At 36.2% G+C, this 23,271-nt stretch carries 16 protein-coding genes; 8 read left to right on the forward strand and 8 right to left on the reverse strand.

Annotated features, from left to right (window positions below; genetic code table 11):
- Window positions 1–548 precede the first annotated feature (548 nt).
- Both MSBRW_RS07250 and MSBRW_RS07255 read right to left on the reverse strand, forming a co-directional pair.
- Complete coding sequence (locus MSBRW_RS07250; protein WP_011308287.1) at window positions 549–1,103, reverse strand: hypothetical protein; 555 nt, start codon at window positions 1,101–1,103, stop codon at window positions 549–551.
- Window positions 1,090–2,520 (reverse strand): M28 family metallopeptidase, encoded by a 1,431-nt coding sequence (locus MSBRW_RS07255; protein WP_011308286.1) that lies wholly within the window; start codon window positions 2,518–2,520, stop codon window positions 1,090–1,092. Before MSBRW_RS07255 ends, MSBRW_RS07250 begins: the two co-directional genes overlap by 14 nt.
- A gap of 319 nt (window positions 2,521–2,839) precedes the next feature.
- Between MSBRW_RS07255 and MSBRW_RS07265 the strand changes: the two genes are divergently transcribed.
- Window positions 2,840–4,450 (forward strand): IS1634-like element ISMba11 family transposase, encoded by a 1,611-nt coding sequence (locus MSBRW_RS07265; RefSeq protein WP_011306124.1) that lies wholly within the window; start codon window positions 2,840–2,842, stop codon window positions 4,448–4,450.
- 156 nt (window positions 4,451–4,606) lie between these two features.
- On the opposite strand, the gene MSBRW_RS07270 is transcribed toward MSBRW_RS07265, so the two are convergent.
- The 4 genes from MSBRW_RS07270 to MSBRW_RS07285 all read right to left on the reverse strand — a co-directional run bounded on the left by MSBRW_RS07270 (window position 4,607) and on the right by MSBRW_RS07285 (window position 10,859).
- On the reverse strand, window positions 4,607–5,665 hold the full coding sequence (locus MSBRW_RS07270) for a right-handed parallel beta-helix repeat-containing protein (RefSeq protein ID WP_011308285.1): 1,059 nt from the start codon (window positions 5,663–5,665) through the stop codon (window positions 4,607–4,609).
- Window positions 5,666–6,308: 643 nt separating this feature from the next.
- On the reverse strand, window positions 6,309–7,001 hold the full coding sequence (locus MSBRW_RS07275) for a winged helix-turn-helix transcriptional regulator (protein ID WP_230670002.1): 693 nt from the start codon (window positions 6,999–7,001) through the stop codon (window positions 6,309–6,311).
- A 1,144-nt stretch (window positions 7,002–8,145) separates the two neighbouring features.
- Complete coding sequence (locus tag MSBRW_RS07280) at window positions 8,146–9,216, reverse strand: ABC transporter ATP-binding protein (RefSeq protein ID WP_011308283.1); 1,071 nt, start codon at window positions 9,214–9,216, stop codon at window positions 8,146–8,148.
- A 74-nt stretch (window positions 9,217–9,290) separates the two neighbouring features.
- Entirely contained in the window at window positions 9,291–10,859 is a 1,569-nt protein-coding gene (locus MSBRW_RS07285) for a COG1470 family protein (protein ID WP_011308282.1), read from the reverse strand.
- A 484-nt stretch (window positions 10,860–11,343) separates the two neighbouring features.
- Between MSBRW_RS07285 and MSBRW_RS07290 the strand changes: the two genes are divergently transcribed.
- The 7 genes from MSBRW_RS07290 (at window position 11,344) to MSBRW_RS07320 (ending at window position 20,774) form a co-directional block, all read left to right on the forward strand.
- Window positions 11,344–11,742 carry a hypothetical protein gene (locus MSBRW_RS07290; protein ID WP_155398144.1) on the forward strand — a complete coding sequence of 133 codons (399 nt, stop codon included), beginning with the start codon at window positions 11,344–11,346 and terminating at the stop codon, window positions 11,740–11,742.
- 96 nt (window positions 11,743–11,838) lie between these two features.
- Window positions 11,839–13,512 (forward strand): TolB-like translocation protein, encoded by a 1,674-nt coding sequence (locus MSBRW_RS07295; RefSeq protein ID WP_011308280.1) that lies wholly within the window; start codon window positions 11,839–11,841, stop codon window positions 13,510–13,512.
- 4 nt (window positions 13,513–13,516) lie between these two features.
- Window positions 13,517–14,377: an ABC transporter permease gene (locus MSBRW_RS07300; RefSeq protein WP_011308279.1), complete on the forward strand. Its 861-nt coding sequence runs from the start codon at window positions 13,517–13,519 to the stop codon at window positions 14,375–14,377.
- Between the two features lie 12 nt (window positions 14,378–14,389).
- Window positions 14,390–15,274, forward strand: a complete 885-nt coding sequence (locus MSBRW_RS07305; RefSeq protein ID WP_011308278.1) for an ABC transporter permease — start codon at window positions 14,390–14,392, stop codon at window positions 15,272–15,274.
- A gap of 154 nt (window positions 15,275–15,428) precedes the next feature.
- A complete protein-coding gene (locus tag MSBRW_RS07310; RefSeq protein WP_011308277.1) occupies window positions 15,429–17,084 on the forward strand; it encodes a TolB-like translocation protein in 1,656 nt (551 codons plus the stop codon).
- A gap of 95 nt (window positions 17,085–17,179) precedes the next feature.
- Complete coding sequence (locus MSBRW_RS07315; RefSeq protein WP_230670006.1) at window positions 17,180–18,919, forward strand: TolB family protein; 1,740 nt, start codon at window positions 17,180–17,182, stop codon at window positions 18,917–18,919.
- A 130-nt stretch (window positions 18,920–19,049) separates the two neighbouring features.
- Window positions 19,050–20,774 (forward strand): TolB-like translocation protein, encoded by a 1,725-nt coding sequence (locus MSBRW_RS07320; protein WP_011308275.1) that lies wholly within the window; start codon window positions 19,050–19,052, stop codon window positions 20,772–20,774.
- A gap of 136 nt (window positions 20,775–20,910) precedes the next feature.
- Here the strand turns inward: MSBRW_RS07320 and MSBRW_RS07325 are convergent, their stop codons facing one another.
- On the reverse strand, window positions 20,911–21,675 hold the full coding sequence (locus MSBRW_RS07325) for a winged helix-turn-helix transcriptional regulator (protein ID WP_011308274.1): 765 nt from the start codon (window positions 21,673–21,675) through the stop codon (window positions 20,911–20,913).
- 28 nt (window positions 21,676–21,703) lie between these two features.
- Window positions 21,704–21,973, reverse strand: a complete 270-nt coding sequence (locus MSBRW_RS20965) for a hypothetical protein (protein ID WP_230670008.1) — start codon at window positions 21,971–21,973, stop codon at window positions 21,704–21,706.
- Window positions 21,974–23,271: the final 1,298 nt, after the last annotated feature.

The following is a 23,271-nucleotide window of genomic DNA, read 5'->3' on the forward strand; positions in this document are numbered from 1 at the left end:
AATTTGAAGTCAAGTTTTTACGTACTATGTAGATAATTGATCTTCCGATATGGAATTCTCTACTCAATAACTTCTTGATATTTATGATTTTACAGAAAAATTGGCACACCATCTCTTTTTGAGTTTTTACTCAAAGTTGCATTTACAAACTTCTGTAATCTTAACATTGCAAATTCATTTACATTTATATGTCTTCCATTTTTAAAATTTTTAATTAAGTTTTAGTAAAAATTTATCGATTACATATATTTATCATTGAGTTTGAGGCATAGATCCGTAATAAGTTTCCAGAAATGTTGATACAAAAATCAGAATAATAAGCCCAATTTTGATCCATTTTTTTATCTCTGGACTGATTGTGGGGGGAAGTGAAATATATCTCATAATTATGAAGGGGATTGAAAAACCTGTGCCTATAGAAATCAAAAACGTAGACAGTACATGTGCAAAATAAGTGTACTGTGGGTAATAAGTCATTATTATGATACGAGTAACTGATGAAGCTACTAAGAAAACTAAGAAAATAGAACTAAAAATAAAGATGGGGTTTAACATACCTTCGCCTCTTGACAGATTTCACTTGAGCTCCAATTACATATACTTTGAGCAGCCCACATGCAGAATTCACAAGCTGCTCCTCTTATTTGCACTTGATCTGTAACAGAATCGTACTGCAACATTGTAATTTCACCACCACTTCGAACACCTGCCACAACAGCACTTCCAAGTTCATTGGAAGCAAATACAATTATAGCAGATTCATTTTCATCTGTGCCATTAAATGGTATCCCTACAAGTGTAGTTGTTACTGTTTCATTTTCTGTTGTTGTAGTCGTCCTTGATACGTTAATTTCTTCAATAGAGAAGATATAGCCTGATTTTGTCAATTCGTCTTTCAGCTTAAAGACACTTTTATCTGATAATGCCTGTGCTATAGCTTTTTTCTGTTCTTTTTCTGACAGTTCTATAGTTTCCACTTTCGCGTCTGAATATTTATCGTACTCGGAACTTAGCGAACAGGCTGGGCAATCTGCTGATGTGTTAGAGCTATCTGGTTCATTTTGTGCCTTATTCGATATATTATATCTCCTATTTTTTTTCATCTTCAGAGACCTTTGGACCCGAAAATCTCTTTTTTATCCACTTCCCATAAAACGCAAAAGCAGCCAAAATTGCAACTACACCTGAGACAAAGATAAGAGGATTTCTACGATCCATGAATGGGTTATCTACCTGGACTCGTTCCATGGAATATTTTCTAAAATCAGAAGTTTTATTCTCCATGAACAGAGTTCCGTTTTCATTTTCAAACCATATTTTTAAATTATGACTACCAGGGGTGAGAACAAAAAGATTCTCGGGATCCAGAGGCCCGAAATCATCCAGATAATAATAAAGAGTTTTGTTTGAGTCCACGGAATTTTCTAGATAACCGATTACATATGATACCTCATTCTCAGAGCTCTCTATTTCCTGATGAGGAGGTTCAGAACTTCTGCTTTGTTTTTCCTTATTTACAACATTTATGCTCTCGGTGCCTCTATTTCCATAACGGTCGGTTGCCAGAACCTTGATAGTATGTCCTCCTACCGGAAGCGAAAAAGTCCTGCCTGATTGGAGATTTCCCAGGCTCTGATTGTCAAAAAAGACTTCCACAGTACTTTCGGGGTCGGAGACGTTATAGATGAGTTCAAATGAGGCTTCTGAAATCTCCGGATTGGAAACATTAACAAGAGGAGCCTGATTCTCATCTGGATCTGCCAGATAAATAACACTTCTTGCAGCCAGAGTACTTGCATTCCTGATAACCGAAAAATCGATATTATCAACTGTATCACTCAATTCGTGGAAATTATCATGACTTTTGTAATTGTGGTGGCAAAGGACTACTGCAGGAATGTGGTTTTCCCAAAAGATTTCATGATCTCCTCTTTCTATAAGTGCAGATTGAATTCTAACCCCCGAATTTCTTGCTTCATTTTCAAAAATATCTTTAAGCCAGGCATACTGGGGAAGATAGCATACGCAAAGAGGTTCGTTTCCTACGCAGTCGAGATTAACAACTGCAACAATATTGTCTTTCAGCTCAGGATGGGCTTCAACCCATGCCTGGCTGCCAAGAAGATTAGACTCTTCTCCGGAAAAGGCAATGAAATATATTGTCCTGTTTAATGACTTATTCTGCAATGTTTTTGCAAGTTCAAGCATGCAGGCAACTCCACCTGCATTATCATCCACTCCTGTTCCGTTGGCCGATTCGCAAACGTAAGTATCGGACCAGATCGGCCAGAGATAGGGCCTTTTGACCCTGGAATCAAAAAAACCTCGTAGACCGGGTTTAGGAGGTACAATTATTCTTGAATCATAATGTGCAGTTACGAGAATAATCTCATTTTTAAGGACATTTCCCTCTTTAACTCCCACAACGTTTGCGCCACTCACATTCCAGTAATTGAAATTCCTTGTGCGTACCCTCACGGAAAAATTATCAAGAGAGACATGCAGACCTGCGTTTTCCATCTCATTTTTTATGAATAGAGAAGCTTCGGCAGCGTTTTTGCTTCCTATTTTTCTTTCCCCAAAAGAAGATATGATCCGGGTTGAGTTTTCGATTCTTGTTTGGGAAATGTCAAGAGGAACTGATAGAGGTTCTTCACTTAATTTTGAGAGCAGGGAACTTGTTTTGTCCGGACTATCATTCCAGCCAGAGTACGAAATATTGTATACAATTTTTTCTGGACAACTACTTGTTCCGCACTTTCCGCAGTAAATTTTCTGGATTTGATATTTTTCAAATCATGTACTTACTTTTTATAAAATCTCATCCAATTTCCCCTTGATGACTCTCTCTCCCATCTCTGAATCCACAACTCATCTTGGTCATTATGGCCTTATTGCTGGCATATTTGACGAACTTGAAATTTCAGATTTGATTGACACTCTTCTTCCTAAGAAAAGTGGTCATAACATTTCTCATTCTACTGTTCTTAAGGCAATGTGCATTAACGGTTTAGGATTTACTGAACGTCGTCTTTACCTATTTCCTGCTTTCTTTGAAAACTTGCCCACTGAAAGGTTACTGGGAGAAGGTGTTCTCCCAGAACACCTTAATGATGACGTTTTTGGCAGAACTCTGGACAAAATCCAGGAATATGGAGCAACCGAAATCTTCAATCATATAATTCTGCAAGCTATGAAACACGTTCCTATTAATCCTCGTTTTTGTCATTCAGATACTACAAATTTCAGTGTTTATGGTGACTATAAAAATGATGATAACGGCAAAACTATCAACATTACTTATGGTCATCCTAAAGATAAGAGAGTCGATTTACTTCGTTTTTCTATTTCTATGGTTACTGATCAGAAAAGAATTCCTCTGTTTGTGAGAGCGTTAGATGGTAACAGTTCCGATAAGAAAGTTCTCATCAAAACCATAAAGGAAGTAACACAGAACCTGAATCTTGATCAGAGAGTCTACCATATTGCAGACAGTGCATTTTATACTGAAGATAATGTCAAAGAGATAGGAACTAACGCTTTTTTCATCTCGAGAGTACCTGCAACCATCAATGAATCAAAGGAATTATTGATGACAGACTTAATTCTGGAAACATGCTCTGATGAACGTTATTCTTGTTCTGCTGTAAAATCCTGTTATGGTGGAGTAGAACAGTTATGGGTTGTATTCTGTTCAGAGGAAATGAAAAAGAAGGAAGAGAAGAAATTTGATGAAAAGATTCTCAAAGAGCTTGAAGCAGCAGAAAAGTCTCTTAAAAAGCTTTCTAATCATGAGTTTGCTTGTGAAGCAGACGCAAGAATGGCTGCTGAACAATGGTTGAAAGAGAATGAACTGTATGAATTCCAGAAACTTGAAATAAAAACTAAGTCACACAGACTTGGAAACAAGAAAGGAAGACCAAGGAAAGGTGAAGATGTACAGACTTTTTACCTGATAGAAGCAGAGATAAAACACGACCAGGAGAAAGTACAGGAAAAAAGAGCAAAGTTAGGAAGGTTCATTCTTGCAACCAATGATCTGGAGTTGACTCCAGATCAACTCCTAAAGTACTATAAAGAACAGGGAACAGTTGAAAGAGGGTTCAGGTTCCTTAAAGATAAGAGTTTCAGAGTGTCTGAGGTGTACCTGAAAAAAGAGTCCAGAATAGAAGCACTTGCAATGGTAATGGTTCTGTGTTTGTTATTGTATTCAATAGCTGAATGGAAACTGAGAACAAGATTGGAGGAAACAAAAGAAGCTATTAGAAACCAAGTAAAGAAGAAAACACAGACTCCAACAATGAAATGGGTATTCTTTCAGTTCAGGAGAATAACGGAGTTAGAGATCGAAATTGAGGGAAAGAGGATAAAAAAGGTATTAAATCTGGATGAAGAAACAATTAAAGTGCTGAGATTGATGGGAGAAAAATACGAAAAATATTATATGTGAAAAAATAATGCGGAAAGTAGGTTGTTCCATTAATTTCATGAAAATCAGAAGAAAGTACATGGTAATCATGGGCAAATACGGTTTCCGAAAGTAAAACTAAGATTAAAAAAGTAATAACTAGGTTTGCTAATTTTCTGCCCATGCTCTCACCAAAAACTACTCTTTTCTCAAGAATATAACTGCTATTCCAAATATAACAACTGTCAGGAAAGGACAGATAAATGCTATCTGTGAAGCGTTCGTATCATGGATTTTTCCTTCCTTAATTTTGTTATTGTAGATTTGGTTGGTAGAGCTTTCCGTTACGATACTTTCACTGTTATTTGATAGGAAATTATCTTTAACTGTATTATTACTGGAATTCCTTATTATTGAAATTCCAATACGGCTGTTGTTTGATATGAAATTATTTTTGACCGTATTATTGTTGGAATCAGTTATTTGAACTCCAACAAGGCTCAAAGTTACATTGTTACCTGACATTGTGTTATTATTGCTGGATTCAGTAAGTAGAATACCGTCATCATTACTATTTGAGACCATGTTATTTCTCAGTGTGTTGTTATTACTGCCATCTTCAATCCAGATACCGTCTTCTTCGTTCGAACTTGCATTATTATAACTCAAAATATTATTTTTGGAACCCCAAAAGTAGATGCCAAATCGGTTGTTAAAAGCATCATTATTGATGAGATCATTGCCGTTAGAATTTGTAAGACTAATGCCTCTCTCATTATCAGAAACAGTGTTCTTGCTTAGCATGTTATGATCGGAACTCTGGAGATCTATACCGATTACGTTGTTTGATAATTTGTTGTTATTAATAATGCTGTTATTAACTCCTTCGAGATGTACTCCGGCGGTTGGAGATGTAACAATGTTACTGGCACCAGTAATTTTAAAGCCACTGATAGTTACGTCATCCTCAGTCACATTGAAGATATGTTCTCCAGGATTGGAAGCCTGAATTATGGTATCATCTGGATTGCCAGAGTTAGATTTTATGGACACAGATTTATTAACAATCACATTTTCCGTGAAGTTTCCACTGTAAACAAGAATTGTATCGCCATCTTTTACATTATTGATAGCTTCCTGAATTATTGTGTAATTCGCTTCACCATTTTTGCTCACTGTGACCGTAGCTGCTTCTACGGTGCCTGCAATTAATATTAGATAAACAAACACCACTGAAAAATAAACTTTAATTTTCATATCTATCACTTTAAAAAATGGTCTCCAAAAATTCAAAGGAAGGTGCAATGTAACCTTCAATTTAATTATCCTGATTCTTTGTGTACCCTCCAAAACAGTAATAATTCCTTTATGGGACAGTAATTGTAGACACAGTACTATAACGACTCTTTCCAGAAGACATAGTAGTCTCAATATTTGTCAGCAGAAACGCAACAAGAGTACACTATTTCTAAGTGTATTCTTGTTGTCATTCCTTTTCACCCCGTGATTTAACTCCAGAAACAGGATTAAGTAAACCTTGAATTTATTCAAAGTTAACTTAATTAAGCCGCTGGACATTTAGAGTTCAAATTCGTTTTTCTGAGAGGTTTGAACTCCATAATTTAATACTAACGCACTCTATATAAAATACAAAGTTTTTAGCCAAATCATTAAACTATCAAATCAAATGTTTAACCTGTGATTTCATTTTTCAACGATAATATTTTATATGACAAACCGTTTGGTATTCTGAATATAGGTTATACTCAAAAGTGAAATATATACTATATTAGACATTTTGGGTTTTTTACTTGCAAAACCAATTTTTTAAAAATTCATTTATTTATCTGAGCTGTTTTTTAATGTTTTATCCTGAAGTAAGACTATTTTTAAAAGAATTTCAAATATGTTTTTCAATTTCATCCCGATAAATAGGATTTATACTGTATATTGTATTCTTTCCCATCTTATCTTCTTTAACAAGACCTGATTCATTCAACTGCTTCATATACCAGGTAATTGCACCTTTGGAAATTCCTGTTGTCCGGGCAAGATTTCCGTTGGTGTTGCATTCTTCCTTTAATATCTTATAAATTATCTTTCGGGTCATCTCATTTTGAAGAACGGAAATAACCAGTTTTTCTTCCTCACCGTATGTAGAATTATTCTGGAAATACCGGATCTTTCCGCAATCACTGCGGGATTCAATCAGATTTTCTGCTTCGAGAATATTGAGATGATAGCGAAGATTTCCCCTACTCAGACTCATATCGCTTGCAATCTCGCTGATACACGTCCCTGGACAAGCTTTGATGAAAACATATATGTGTTTTCTCTTTAGAGTCCCAACAGTACTTGGATGGTCCACAACTCGAAATCCTAGTACCACGAAAATAAGTTTTGTAAAGTACAGAATTACGTCTATTATTGATAAAATTTGCATCGCAGCTAACCAGAGCAAAAACTGCCAGTAGGGTATAACAGTATCCTCAAGTTTTACTACCTTTTCTCCATTAATTGAAGCTCCAGCTTGATCACCTAGAGCTGGGCTTACAATATATTCTGTAGCCTCAGCTGTTACTATTAAAAACAAGGATAAAAAGCAAAGGAGACAGAGTCTCCTATAATTAATGCAATGCGCCACCAAATTTGTAGCTCTGTTTTCCACTAACCGATTCCCCATAAACTTTAAACTTTCAGGTTCCTTGTTCCATATATCCCTGGAAGGAGTCTATATTAAGATATTCTTTTAATCGAGGAAATGCTTGTTTCTTTATTTTCATAGCGACCCACTCTTTCTCTAAAGGCACAAATCATTCAATAGCTCAAAAACAAAATAGGTAAACTGTTTTGGTTCATACTTTCTAAGAATTTCATATAAATTTCATTTTAAGCAAATATTTAACTGATTTTAAAAACTTCTCACACTTTCGATTTCTGTAATATAAGCGGAGCTTTCATAACATATCTACAGAGTATTTTACGTCCTCTTCAATTAAATTTACGATTTTTTATGGTTTTAATCTGAGTTTAAACAATAAGTAAATCTGTTTTTTGAGAAAGCCATTAATTACCTTAATTAATGAAAAAAGAGAGATAATATTCAATTTGATAGTGGATTTAAGAGGACCCTATATAATGTATTATCTGATCACTGTACACATCTTTAGCTCCTTCTGCATAAAGCTTCACCAGTTTCCGATCATAGAACTTTTTGTTTACTCGCCAAAACAGTACTTTCTCATGGAACAGTAATTGTAGACACAGATTGTAGACACAGTATAGCGACTCTCTCGCGACTCTATCCAAAAGACATAGCGATCTCAATATTTACCAGCAGAAATACAACAAGAGTTCACTATTTCTAAGTGTTCTCTTGTTGTCATTTCTTTTCACCCCGAGATTTAACTCCAGAAACAGTATTAAGTAAACCTTAAATTTTTTCAAAGCTAACTTAATTAAGTCTCTGGACATTTGGATTTCAAATTGGTTTTTCAGATATTTGAACTCCATAATTTAATACTAACACACTCTATATAAAATACAAAGTTTTTAGCCAGATCATTAAACTATCAAATTAGATGTTTAATCTCTAATTTTATTTTTCAGCAGTAATACTTAATATGGAAAATCGTTTGGTATCTTGGATATAAGTTATACCGTGTGTGAATTTTGAGCTGTTTCGGTTTTTTAAACTCCGTTTTACTTTTAAACATTTCAGATGTATTTACTCTATATTATATTCCTTCTATAATTTTGAGGAACAGCTTTTGCAGATTCATTTCCTCTTCTTCGAACATGGATACCGTACCACCTGCCTTCTTGACAGCTTTTGCAATTTCTGTACGGAGCTTCATTTTGGTATGGATGTATAGAACTTCATTCCGAACTTCAAGAGCCTGTACCCCCTCCACATTTCTTACGATTTCTGCAGTTTCAGAGATGGGAATATCCTGAACCTCAAGCAAATAATTCACACCTTCCTTTGCTCTTACAATATCTCGCAAATCCTCCACAGACCCTACTGCCAGAAGTTTTCCTCTTGCAATTATTGCTATGCGGTCGCAGATCTCTTCAACTTCTTCCATAGAATGCGAACTCAGAAAAACGGTAACTCCTTTACTTCGGTTCAGGTCTTTTATAAGGTCCCTCATCATCTGAGCGCCAAGAGGGTCAATACCACTTGTTGGCTCGTCAAGGAAAAGGACTGAGGGTTCGTTGATCAAAGCCTGGGCAAGCCCAAAACGCTTTCGCATGCCTGTGGAAAAACCGCCTGTTTTCTGGTCAATGGCACGGGTAAGACCTACAGTTTCAAGTAAATTTACAATCCTTTTTTCCCGAACATCGGGTTCGATATTATAGAGCTTTGCATAAAAACGCAGGTTCTGCCTTGCAGTGAGATTATCATAAAAACCGGCAGGTTCGGGAAGGACTCCTGTCTGTTCTCTTATATTTATTACCTCACGGATGATATCGAAACCTGCAACCTTTCCGCTTCCTTCGCTTGGCTCAAGCAAACCAATAAGCATTTTCATAGTTGTGGTCTTGCCAGCTCCGTTAGGACCCACAAAACCGAAGACCTCTCCTTTTCTCACCTGCAGATTTAGGTTATCCACTGCGCGAATTTGGTTTTCCTTTCCAAAAAATTTACTCAAATGAATAGTTTCTATTGCAAATTCACCTGTTTTATGTACAATCCCGCTTTGCCCTAATTCAGTGCTCATTGATTCCATACCTGTTGATTCCATACCTGTTGATTCCATACCTGTTGATTCCATACCTGTTGATTCTATGCCTATTGATTCCATACCCGCTACTCTCATTCCTGCCGATTTGCTTATTGATTCCATGTCTATTGATTCCATATTCATTGATTCCATATTCACCGCCTTCCGAATTTACGTACTACAAAAACAAGCACAATGATTGCAAAGCCCAGAAGAGCTATGCCAAGAAGCCCGCTACTTGATGATTTTTCAATATTCACCTTGATACTTTTCTCAGAGCTCACAATATCGTCACTCTTTGCCCTGATGAAAATTTCCTTAACTCCAGAACCTGCATTGGCGTTTGCAGTAATCTGCACAGGTATGGTTTTGGACTCTCCTGCTTCCAGTTCTTCTATCGTTCCAAAGCCCTGGATCTGACTTGTGATTCCGGTTACTTCGTTAATTTCAAGAGTAACATCTTCAAGAGGATCATTTCTTCTATTCTCTACTTTAACCCTGACTTCAGATGAGCCGCCAGGATTCAATGTTAATTCAGTAGGGGTTGAATCAACTTTAAGCAGTTCTGCATTTTCGAGATCATTATTGATATTTATTTCAAGCTGCCTAGAAACAGTCCGATCTCCACTTACTGCTGCAACTGTGATTGGATAAAGTCCACTTGTAGCATTCTGGAAGGGCTTGACCTTAACAGTGAAAAACTGTTCTTCACCTGCAGCAAGCATAACGGAAGAAAGCCTTCCGTCTTCGTCATCGTCAGTGACAAATTCCGTGTTCCAGCCTTCAGGCTGGCTCAAAACTTTAAGATTCAGTTTAAGTGGCTGATCATACCTGCTTCTCAAGGAAACTGCAAATTCTGCAGTCTTTTCAGGCCTAATTGCAAGTCCAACAATGCTGGAATTAAACTCTACGTATGCACTCAAATCCTCATTCTTTGCCATCTCAGGATTTATTGTTACACTTAGAGGCAAGAGTACACTCTGATTGCTTTTTTCAGGACATGCTGCCACTAAAATTTCATAATCTCCTCTGGTTGCATTGATTGGAGGATTTACGGTAACACTAAATTGCTGACTTCCTTCTCCGGGGACTCCTAACCTGGTAATCCTGGCTCCATCCGTTGAAAGCAAGTTAACTCCCCATTTTTTGGGTTTTGAAACAAGATAAATCTGAAAATTTGCCCTACTTTTATATTTGTTTTCTATAGTAGCCCCAAAACTGACAGGAATTCCAGGATGGGTTTTTTTTCCAGGAATATCAGAATAAATTTCCAGGTTAGACATTGCATTCCTGTCAACCGTTACTGTAAATTCTTGATACATCTTATCATAATTTCTGATACTTTCTCCATAAGGTCGTAAACCTATTTTTACAGGATATGATCCATCCTTTGCATTTTCAGGAACTCTTACCTTAAGAGTCAATTCCTGTTCATCAGCTTCTTCGGGTAGAGTAATCTGGCTTACCTGAGTGCCATCTGCATAGATACCTGCAGTCCAGTTTTCGGGGACTTTCTCTATGAAAAATGTAACTGATGTGCTTTCAGAAGTATTGTATCCCTTTTCTACGGTAAAGCTGAACTCCACCAGGTCTCCAGGCTTTGCAACCTTGCCACTGATTTCGTTTAAGACTGCAAGATTGGAAAAGTCTGCTCTGGCCGGAAAGGGCATGAGAGAAAATAATATGAGTAGTACAAGGAGGAATTTCGCTTTATTTTCAGGCACTTATATCCTTCCCAAGAAATATCATACATATAGTGATCAGGAAAAATTGGCGGGGTCGTAAGTGGAACTTCAAAGCTTAGCTATTTTAAGTCATTGATTTTTTTCTCAACTAGTAAGGTTGACTACTATTCCCAAAACTCTACCTCATCCTGAAAATACCTATCAATTTCCAGAAAACTTTTGTTATTTATATATTTTATGTCCAAAGTCTCTAACAATTCATACGTTGATTAAAATTATAAGAAAATTTATCATAATCCGAGTTTTTTCCAGGATTGTTAGAGACTTTGGACACAAAATTAATATTGATGTAAAAAAGTAGCAATTTATGGAGTTCAACCGGACGCGAAAAGAGAGATCGAACTCCAACCCATAAAAGAGATAAATCTGCATAGTTTTAAAATTACTTAATACTTGCGGATTTTACCTCTCGGTAAACAAAATTTGAGAGGTGTTAGCTAAAATGAACATAAAAGCTAGTTTAATGATAGCGTTCATAGCGTGTGTCATGCTTGTGGGTGTTGCGGCAGCAAATCAAGAAAATCATGAAGCAGGAGATACATGGGGAAGAGCAGCTCTTTTCAAATTAGGCCCTGGGTACAACTCAGTTAGTGGATCTTTAGGCGGACTAGATGTTGCTGATTACTGGCGCGAAAGTAACGCTGCTTCTAGTGTAAATGTCAAGTTGTACCTAGATGGAAGTTCACTTGCACGTGGTGCAGTAGCAGAGATGTACGAAGGCAATTATCCACATCCCTTTATGCAGCGTGTAAGTAGTGGTAATAACGACTGCCCTGATACTTACCTGAATCACGCCCCAGTATACGTTGTTATGACTCCAAAGGGCATTGGTGACTATACTTTTACTGTACGAAGGTATTGAGAGTTAAGATAACTTTCCATTCTGGTATTCGCACCAGAATGGTCAATTTTTTTTCAGATTACAGGACAACATTCTAAATTTGGACGGTGATTAAGGATGTTAAAAACAAATATAATAATTATATTTTTATTATTATTTGCTACAAATATAGCATCAGCAAACTCGACATCGGAAGATCTAAGTCTTAATGTCACACAGATTGATGAAATTCTCCAGATAGAAGATGGATTCGTAGTAACATCAACAGAATGGAGTCCTGATGGACAGTATTTGCTTGTAACCTGTTCCAAAATGAATTCACCTTTAAATTATATCGTTAAGCATTACTTATTAGATACGAATTCTCACACTTTCGGAGAAATAAATTATGGAATTAATGGGTCTGATACCAACGGAATATTGCAAGCAAAATGGACCCCATCAGGTGACAAGATATATTTCGGAGTTTCAAGGATTGAAGAAACAAATTCTGGTCATTGTTATATCATTTGCAATCCTGATGGCACGAATTTGAGGTGTATTGGGACCAATTATACTGATCTTTCATACATAATAAAGAATCTTGGGAGTATTGGTTTTCAGAGGAATCTTAACTGGAATCAAGATTCCAATAAAATCGTATTTGAATGGGAAAAACCAGGAAATCACTCTCCTGGAGTATATATAGCAGATGGAAAGGGGACAATTATCAGCGAACTTCTATCAGCAACGTATCCACAGCCTGCCTTGTACGACTCTGATAAAGTCTTTATTGTTAAAGATGAAGGAACTGTAGTGCTTGCCAATGATGAAGGCGATTTGATTCAGACGTTTCAACCTGAGAACAAAGATGAACGATACTGCGCTTTTTCACTTAGCCCTGACAGAAAAAAAATCATGTTTGCAGCAGGGTCATCAGACAGCTACAATTTACAGACATACGTCTCTAATATTGATGGTTCGAATTTAAAAGGAAATATCTCTTATAATGAAAATCTCTGGGCAAACGAATCCTGGCAGCCAAACGGTTCTCTTCTTCTGGTAAATCAGAACAGAAATCTGTATATTGTTGAAGGAGACGAAAATAATAAGCGTCTTTTATATAAAGGCAATGCCAGCGAATCCCAGTGGTTCCCAGATGGGAAGAAAATTCTTTTTGTTGAAAATGGAAACAAGCTGTATTCAATCGATATTGATGGAACCAATATAACTTTTATCACTAATTTCGGACAGACTTCATCCAATACATGGAAATATTTTGATGGAGGTCAGCACTTTTCAATAAGTCCATCAGGAAAAATCATAGCTTTTATGTCTGCTTTTGACTCAGCCACTGGAAAAGCTATTGAAAACTATAATATTGTTAATCTTAATATTGCTGCTCCTTTGTTCATTGTTAATTCCGAGGGCTCGAATCTCACTCAGGTGACGCCTGCAGTAAAGGGAAGATACGATACATGCATAAACTGGAGCCCTGATGGAAAGCAATTCACAATCGGGTCCACTATATATATGGATCCAGGGTGGAACCATGTGAATAACTCTCTAGTAATATTGGATTCTGAAAACTCTTCGTCAATCTGGAAGAGGTTGCCTGTAAAGGAAATTATCAAGAGCGAAGAATCTGGTACCGTTGATAAAGTCCAGATCAATGAACCAGATTCCATCAACACGTCGTCGCAAGTTGTCGAGAATAAGAAAACAAGCAGTCAATCTCCTTCCTTTACGTTTTTGCAATTGTTTATCTGTCTAATGGGGATCTGGTTATTGCATAAAAGTAAGGAGTTGTGATTCAGTGAATAAAGACAGCGTTTTAACAATTGCGCAAAAAGAATTCTCAGACAAATTGTACGAACCCAGTTTTATTATACTGCTAGCTATCTTTACGGGCACTATACTTGCATATTTGCAAAATCGTGCCGGTGGAGATAATTTTGGGGACGTTGTCCAGGTTATTGCAGTATTTTTTCCGTTAATAGGTATAGCCCTTGGGTATGACGGGATAATTAAAGAAAAAAATAGCAAAAGCCTCAGTGTTTTATTGACGCAACCGGTTTTCAGGGATAATATTATTACAGGCAAATTTCTGGGGATTTCAATGACCCTTGCTCTTGTAGTATTTTTTTCCCTGACAATAATTGCAGCTTCGGATTTTGTTATTTCCGGAAAAATCGCTGAGTTTGATTCTCTCTTGCGACTGTTTATTTTCGGGATATTTACCTTTCTTTATCTTTTACTTTTTGCCACATTTGGGCTTTTTACTTCAGTCTGGTGTAAAACAGAAATTGAATCCCTTACCTTTGGGGTTTTTGTCTGGATCAATATGTGTTTTGCCCTTGGGCCCACTATAATAACGCTGGCATCTTTCGCATCAGGTCAAACACTGTTTGATATGACAAAAGAATTTGCTTCTACAGCATCCTTATTTTATAATATCTCACCTTTGCATCATTTTGCTGAGGTAATTGTTGGAACCCAAGATTTGAGTTTTTATGGAGGGTTCAATGTTCAGTCTGAAGTACATGGATTTCTGGATACTCAGTATACATTACCTTACCTGCTTGGATATTACTGGCAAAACGTGATAATTTTGTTAGTTCTCCCATTTCTGTTTCTGGCAGCTTCATACATTTCATTTTTGAGAGATGATATTTAAGGAGGGAAAAATGTGGAAAATATCTCAAATGTCGAAGTAATAGCCCAAAAAGAGTTTACTGACCATCTAAAAAGTCCTGTATTCCTTTTATTTACAGCCACCTTCATGCTGGTTGTCATTACCTGGTCGTATGTACAGGGGACAGAAGTTGAATATACTTTGAATGTTCTTGGCAGTCCTGATTTGATGAGTGGGTTTGAAGGGGTAGCAGAGGTTGTCGGCCGTTTTGCACCAGTTATGGGTATAGTACTGGGTTTTGATGCAATCGTCAAAGAAATAAAATCCAGTTCTATGAATGTTTTATTGACACATCCCGTGTTCAGGGATAATATAATTCTTGGAAAAATCCTGGGATCAGGCTTGTGTATCTTGCTGGTGCTCTTCTTTTCCATTAATCTGGCAACTGGAGTCATGCTTATGGCTTCAGGAGTTCCAGTTACGATACAGCAAATCACAAGGATTGAGATATTCGTGATTTTGACTTTTTTTTATTCTTTAATCTTCCTTGCAATCTCTATAATGATTTCGACAATAGCAAAAAAATCAAATAATTCCCTTATGTTCAACCTTATTTTCTGGCTTATCATAACGATATTGCTTGCCAAATTAGTCTTTGTTGTAAGTTATGCTTTTTCTGAAGATCTCAATACAGCAAATGGTCAGACTCAAATCATAAAGAACTTCTTACCTGATTATCATTTTACTTCAACTGCTGTGGGAATCAAAAGTACTGGTACAGGAATGACTTCTGGAATAGGTGGAATATTTGACACACGCTATACATTGGGAGCCTGGGCATGGGAGTTCTGGCCCAACCTGGCATATCTTTTCGTGCTACCCTTCATCTTGCTTATAGGCTCAGTGCTTGCCTTTTTGAAAAAGGACATAACATACTGAAGGAAAGTGTTTCCAAGGAAGCAGATTTTGGTTTAAGAGACATCAGTTTAAAGATTGTTTTTCATTCTGATTCAAATACCAGAATGAGTTATTTTTCAACTTTTATTTTTTCAATTTTTGAAGTTAGCTTCCAAAGCTTAGGATGGAGATTCAAATGTTAAGAAATGTTTTCACAATATTTATCTTATTTTCATTGTTACTTGCTACAAATATAGCATCAGCAAACTCAACATCGGAAGATCTAAGTTTTAATGTTACACCGCTTAATAAAATTCTCCAGATAGAAGATGGATTCGTAGTAACATCAACAGAATGGAGTCCTGATGGACAGTATTTGCTTGTAACCTGTTCCAAAATGAATTCACCTTTAAATTATATCGTTAAGCATTACTTATTAGATACGAATTCTCACACTTTCGGAGAAATAAATTATGGAATTAATGGGTCTGATACCAACGGAATATTGCAAGCAAAATGGACCCCATCAGGTGACAAGATATATTTCGGAGTTTCAAGGATTGAAGAAACAAATTCTGGTCATTGTTATATCATTTGCAATCCTGATGGCACGAATTTGAGGTGTATTGGGACCAATTATACTGATCTTTCATACATAATAAAGAATCTTGGGAGTATTGGTTTTCAGAGGAATCTTAACTGGAATCAAGATTCCAATAAAATCGTATTTGAATGGGAAAAACCAGGAAATCACTCTCCTGGAGTATATATAGCAGATGGAAAGGGGACAATTATCAGCGAACTTCTATCAGCAACGTATCCACAGCCTGCCTTGTACGACTCTGATAAAGTCTTTATTGTTAAAGATGAAGGAACTGTAGTGCTTGCCAATGATGAAGGCGATTTGATTCAGACGTTTCAACCTGAGAACAAAGATGAACGATACTGCGCTTTTTCACTTAGCCCTAACAGAAAAAAAATCATGTTTGCAGTAGGGTCATCAGACAGCTACAATTTACAGACATACGTCTCTAATATTGATGGTTCGAATTTAAAAGGAAATATCTCTTATAATGAAAATCTCTGGGCAAACGAGTCCTGGCAGCCAAACGGTTCTCTTCTTCTGGTAAATCAGAACAGAAATCTGTATATTGTTGAAGGAGACGAAAATAATAAGCGTCTTTTATATAAAGGCAATGCAAGCGAATCCCAGTGGTTCCCAGATGGGAAGAAAATACTGTTCGTTGAAAATGGAAACAAGCTGTATTCAATCGATATTGATGGAACCAATCTATCATTTATCACCAGTTTCGGACCTACTTACTCCTATACATGGAAATATTTCAACGAAGGTCAGCATTTTTCAATAAGTCCATCCGGGAACACTATAGCTTTTATGTCTGCATTTGACTCATCCACTGGAAAAATGATCGAAGACAATAACATTTTTAATATTGAGATTGCCGCTCCTTTGTTTATTATAAATTCCAATGGTTCTAATCTAACTCAAGTGACACCTGCAGTAAAAGGAATATTTGATACATGCATAAACTGGAGCCCCGATGGTAAGCAATTCACTATCGGATCCACGAAATATAGCAATGGTCATGGGAATAGTTCTCTGGTAAAATTGGATACTAAAAACTCTTCGTCAACCTGGAAGAGTTTGCCTGTAAAGAGTGAAGAATCTGGCATCGTTGATAAAGTCCAGATCAATGAACCATATCCCAAAAATACATCACAGATTGCTGAGAGTCAAGAAATAATCAAGCAATCCCCTTCCTTTATGTTTATACAACCGTTTGTTTGCATAATAGGAATCTGGTTGTTACATAAAAGCAGAGACATGTGATATTGTGAACAAAGACAGAGTTCTAATACTGGCGCAAAAGGAATTTTCGGACAAACGATATGAACAGATATGAGCAGAATATAGGTTCATTTTTCATGATTTTAGGCAAACTTTCTAAATATATGGAGGAAATTCAAATGTTAAGAAACATCCTCACAATATTTATCCTATTTTCATTGTTACTTGTTACAAATATAGCATCAGCAAACTCGACATCTGAAGATATAAATTTTAATGTTACATCGCTTGATAAAATTCTCCAGACAGAAGGTGGTTTTGTAGTAAGTTCAACAGCATGGAGTCCTGATGGGCATTACTTACTGGTAACCTGTTCCAAATTGATTTCTCGTTCAAATAGTATTTACAAACATTATCTTTTAGACACAAATTCCCATACTTTTGGGGAAATCAATTATGGAATTAAAGAATTTAGTAGTTATTCCGTATCTAAGGTAGAATGGTCTCCTTCTGGAGATAGAATATATTTCCGAATCTTAAAGTTTGCTGGCCCTACAGATTCTGGTAGTTGTTTTATCGTATGTAATCCAGATGGTACGAATTTAAGGGGTCTAGGGACCAATTATACAAGTCTTTCAGATGTGATAGAGAATCTTGGAAGTATGGGTTTTCAGAATAATCTGAAATGGAGTCCCGATTCCAGTAAAATTGCGTTTGAATGGCAAAAACCTGAGAATATTTTTAGTGGGGTATATATTTCAAATGGAAATGGAACAAATACTCATGAAATTCGATCAGAAGCTTCACAGCCTGTCTGGTATGACTCTACCAAAGTTTTTATTCTCTCCCATAAGGGAATTGTAGAGCTTATCGATGATAATGGTGACTCAATTCAGACATTCCATCCAGAAAATAAAAACGAACAGTACTGTGTATTTTCAGTCAGTCCTGATAAGAGAAAAATAATATTCGTTTCAGGATTACCAGGTAGCCACAATTTACAAACTTATATCTCTAACACTGACGGTTCGAAATTGAGAGGAAACGTTTCGCATTATGGTGATACTGATGAGCATATCTTAACAAAAGAATATTGGCAACCAAACGGTTCACTTCTGCTAGTAAATCAGGACGGGAGTCTCTATATTGTAGAAGGAAATGAAAACAACAAGCGTCTTTTGTATGAAGGCAACGCTACCAATCCCCAATGGTTCCCTGATGGTAAGAAAATATTATTCGTTACAAATAAAAACAAGCTGTATTCAATCAATGTTGACGGAACCAACCTAACATTTATCACTAATTTTGGACTGACCACTTCTTATTTCTGGAGCCTTTATAAAGAAGCCAAACAATTTTCGATAAGTCCATCTGGAAATATAATAGCTTTTACTTCTGCTCTTTATCCTGATACCGGTAAAATTATTGAATCTGAGCCTGATCCCTCAACGCGTCAAAATATTGCTGTTCCCCTATTCATTGTTAATTCGGATGGTTCCAACCTCACTCAGGTGACACCTACAATAAAGGGCCTATATGAGATGTTTGGAGAATGGAGTCCAAATGGGAAGCAGTTTACTACTGACCCAATACAATTATCCGATTATCCTCAGCAGGGTGATGAGGGTAGTTGTTTAATTGAATTGGAAGCTCGTAACTCTTCTTCTATGTGGACGAATATGCCTGTAAAGAAAATTATAGGAAGAGAGGAACCTGCTACTGTTGGTAAAGCTCAAAATAGTGAGTCCAACTCTACAAACACATCGCAGGTTACTGAGAATAAAGAAACAAGTAAACAATCTCCTTCCTTTATATTTTTCGAATTATTTGTCTGTCTAATGGGAGTCTGGCTGCTGCATAAATCCCGGGATACATGATATTGTGGACAAAGACAGAGTTTTAACAATTGCGCAAAAAGAATTCTCAGACAAACGATATGAGCAGAATATAATAGGTTCATTTTTTCATGATTTTAGGCAAACTTTCTAAATTTTGGGGGTAATTCAAATGTTAAGAAATATTCTCACAATATTTATCTTATTTTCATTGTTACTTGTTACAAATATAGCATCAGCAAACTCAACATCGGAAGATCTAAGTTTTAATGTTACACCGCTTAATAAAATTCTCCAGATAGAAAAAGGATTCATGACAATTTCAACAGAATGGAGTCCTGATGGGCAATATCTGCTTGTAACTTATTCTAAATGGGTTCCTCCTTCAACTAATATCGTTAGACATTATTTATTAGATACAAATTCCCGTACATTTGGAGAAATTGATTATGGAGTTCATGGCCTGGATACCGATGGCATATTGCAGGCAAAGTGGATTCCTTCTGGTGACAAGATATGCTTTGAAGTTTCAGGATATGGACCAACAGGGGCTGGTAATTGTTATATCTTTTGCAACCCAGACGGTACGAATTTAAGGGGTGTAGGGACTAACTATGCCGATCTTTCAAAGATATTAGAGAACCTTGGGGATATTGGTTTTCAAAGGAATCTGAAATGGAGTCCTGATTCTAGTAAAATTGTATTTGAATGGCAAAAACCCGAAAATGCTTCTACTGAAGTATATGTAGCAAACAGAAATGGCACAAATGCCCGTGAACTTTCTTCAGCTACATATCCACAGCCTGCCTGGTATGGCTCTGATAAAATCTTTATTGTTAAAGATGAAGGAAATGTAGAGCTTCTCAGTGAGGGCGGTGATTTAATTCAGACTTTCCAACCGGAGAATAAAGATGAAAAATACTGTGTTTTTTCACTCAGCCCTGATAGGAAAAAAATAATATTCGCTTCAGGGTTACAGGGCAGCTTCGATTCACAGACTTATATCTCTAATACCGATGGTTCGAATTTAAAAGGAAACATTTCTTATTATGATGGAGACAATCCAGAAGATACCAACCTCTTGACAAAAGAATATTGGCAGCCAAATGGTTCTCTTTTGCTGGTAAATCAGAACAGGAATCTGTATATTGTAGAAGGAGACGAAAACAATAAGCGTCTTTTGTATGAAGGTAATGCCAGTGAACCCCAATGGTTCCCTGATGGGAAGAAAATATTATTCGTTGAAAACAAAAACAAGCTGTATTCAATTGATATTGACGGGACCAATTTGTCCTTTATCACTAATTTCGGACCGACACCAGCTCATTCCTGGTATAATTCAGACAAAATTGATCGTTTTTCAATTTATTCAATAAGTCCATCCAGTGATTTTATTGTATTTGCTTCTGCCCTTAACCCAGATACCGGAAAATTTTATGAAAATGAAACTGATAAAATTCTTGAAAGTGCGAATGACTCTAGATATTCAAGCATTGCTGCCCCTTTGTTTATTGTTAATTGCAATGGTTCTAGTCTCACTCAGGTGACACCCACAACAAGGGGTAGATTCGATATGCTCCGAAGGTGGAGACCTGATGGAAAACAATTTACGATTGAGTCTTATTACCTTTATAAAACTGATTGGGAAGACTTTCTGGTCGATTTAAACAATCAAAACTCTTCTTCTATGTGGACTAATATAACTGTAACGAAAATGTTCGGGAGCAAAAAATCTGGCACCTTTGATAAAGTCCAAATCGATGAACCAGATTTCACCAACACATCACAGGTTACTGAGAATAAAGAAACAAGCAAGCAATCACCTTCCTTTTCGTTTTTACAGCTGTTTGTTTGCATAATAGGAATCTGGTTGCTGCATAAAGCTCGGGAGCAGTAATACCACGAATAAATCAAGCATTTCAAGAAAAGTTATATTATGGAGGATGCCTGAACTAAAAAAGAGTTGTTGTGAAATTGGAATAGACTTTAACGGCTTTTAATAACCAATATATTAAAAGTCAATCCCGGTTATTTTACTTGTATTTTTCAATAAAGTTTTCATAAGAAGGATTTACTCTATAAATTATATTTCTTCCTTTTTTTGTTTCCTGAACTATCCCTATGTCTTTAAGGTTCTTAATGTACCAGCTAATAGTAGCCCTCGAAACTCCAATTTCCTGTGCAAGAGCTATATTTGTAGTACACTGACCATTTCTTATTTCTAAGACTATTTTTTTACTTGTTACGTTTTGAAGGGCAGAGATGATTATTTTTTCTTCGTTATCATAACTGAAATTGTTTTCGAAATATCTTACTTTTCCTCCATCTTTATAGGCTTCGATTTTGTTTTGAGCTTTAAGATTTTTTATATGATATTTGACTGCTCCCCGATTTAAATTTAATTTATTTACAATATCACTAATGTATGTTCCAGGTCTAGTTTTAATATAGTCATAAACTTTAGATTGGCTGGAGCTACCAGGTTCATTTGCTTGCCCTTTAATCTTGAATCCTAGTACCACGAAAATAAGCTTTGCAAGGTGCAGCAATACGTCTATTATTGATAAAATTTGCATTGCAGCCAGCCAGAGCAAAAACTGCCAGTATACTGTAAAGTCTCTAACTTGTGTTACTTCTTCTCCAGCTACGGACACCCCAAATTCATCGTTTGGAGCAGGACTTACAACATACTCCGTAGCCTCAGCTGTTACTATTAAATACAAAGATAAAAAGCAAAGGAGACAGAGTCTCCTATAATTAATGCAATGCGCCACCAAATTTGTAGCTCTGTTTTCCACTAACCGATTCCCCATAAACTTTAAACTTTCAGGTTCCTTGTTGCACATATCCCTGGGAGGGATTTATATTAATGCGTATCCTACCATTTGTGCTTCCATCAGAGCTATCGTGGTAAGTTCCGAGTTTGCTTCCAGAGGGGGTATAAACACTAAGAGTCAGGGAATCACTTGTATCTCCCCATTTCAAATTTACTTCGAGATAATTCACTCCTGAACCTATTTTACATTGTGAGTTATAGTATGTCCCTGGCTTATTGATTGGGTTGACCTTAGAAAGAAATGGAATTCTTTGTATCAAAAGAGTTTTCTATCCAGGGACTAACAATGTAATCTTTTCCATTAGAATCTAAAATAACTTCATTATTCGAGTTTCCTGAGTATCATTTTTCGGCAGAAACCGCAGGAATAGCCATCAATCCTATAATAACGCATAAAATCAACACTTTATAGACTTTCATAGTAACATCCAAAAAAGAATTATATATTCAGACATATATAGTTTCTGATATACTTTAAAACTACCAGCATGATATTATATAATAATTTGCTACGAAATTTAAAAATTACCTGAAAAAAGGTATAAATGTTCCTTTTGTCAAGAATTTCTTTTAAAACCCGAATTTGACAGATTCTATTAATTAATTCAGTATATTCTTACAAAAACACATTGAATTGACACATCAACTTGTGGCAAAATGAAATATGTCAAAAATAAATAAACACAAAAGATAAATTTGAATTGTATGAAGAAAACAGAAGCCTGAAACCAATTTACACATTATAAAATGTATACTTCTGTCAAATTAAATTTAAAAAGGAAAGTAGCAAGGATATTTTCTATCTTCAGTTTCAGAATAAGATCGTAAATATCTTATATACTTATAAAAGCCTTTAGAGTAACTTCTTTCGGGTTTCTTTCTCGAAGTTTGATATAAACAGGCGGACTAATAACAAAATGTGTTTCAGCTTCACTATATCTTAGACTGGTTCTTGTTATCGGGTACCCACCTGAATTTTCTGCTTGTCCAGAGACATAATCATTATGCAGGGCTATCTATCACCACGTCTATACTATTATTATAAGCCGTATTCGCTTTGCACTAATCTACGTCGCTTCCGAGATTGATAGCCCTGACTAAGGACATATGGAGTTCACATGGATCCTTAATGGAGAGTTTGAACCCCATAAATTACTACTAGTTCCTTTTATATAAACTGCAAAGTTTTTAACCAAATAATTAAACTATTAAGATGATGCTTAATTCATGATTTCATTTTTCTGCAATGTTAATATGAATAATTTTTTGATATTTGGGATAAAATATATGTTTTACGCAATTATTGTGAGCTTTAGTCATATTTTGTGCTTCGAGAATATTAAGATGATAGCGAAGAGTTCCACTGTTGAGGCCCACATTACTTGCGATCCCACTGAGTGCAGGTTACTGGACTTTAATAAGGCATTGTATGCACTTTCGGGAGGAAATTCTCTCTTTCATCAGGGATTTATACCCTTCTTTTCTCTCACTAGGCATTCATATCCTTCCTCACAAGTTTGATGTGCAGCTATCAGGATGATTAAGGATCCAATCACTT

Origin of the sequence: Methanosarcina barkeri str. Wiesmoor, from assembly GCF_000969985.1 — an archaeon.
Classification (GTDB): Archaea; Halobacteriota; Methanosarcinia; order Methanosarcinales; family Methanosarcinaceae; genus Methanosarcina; species Methanosarcina barkeri_B.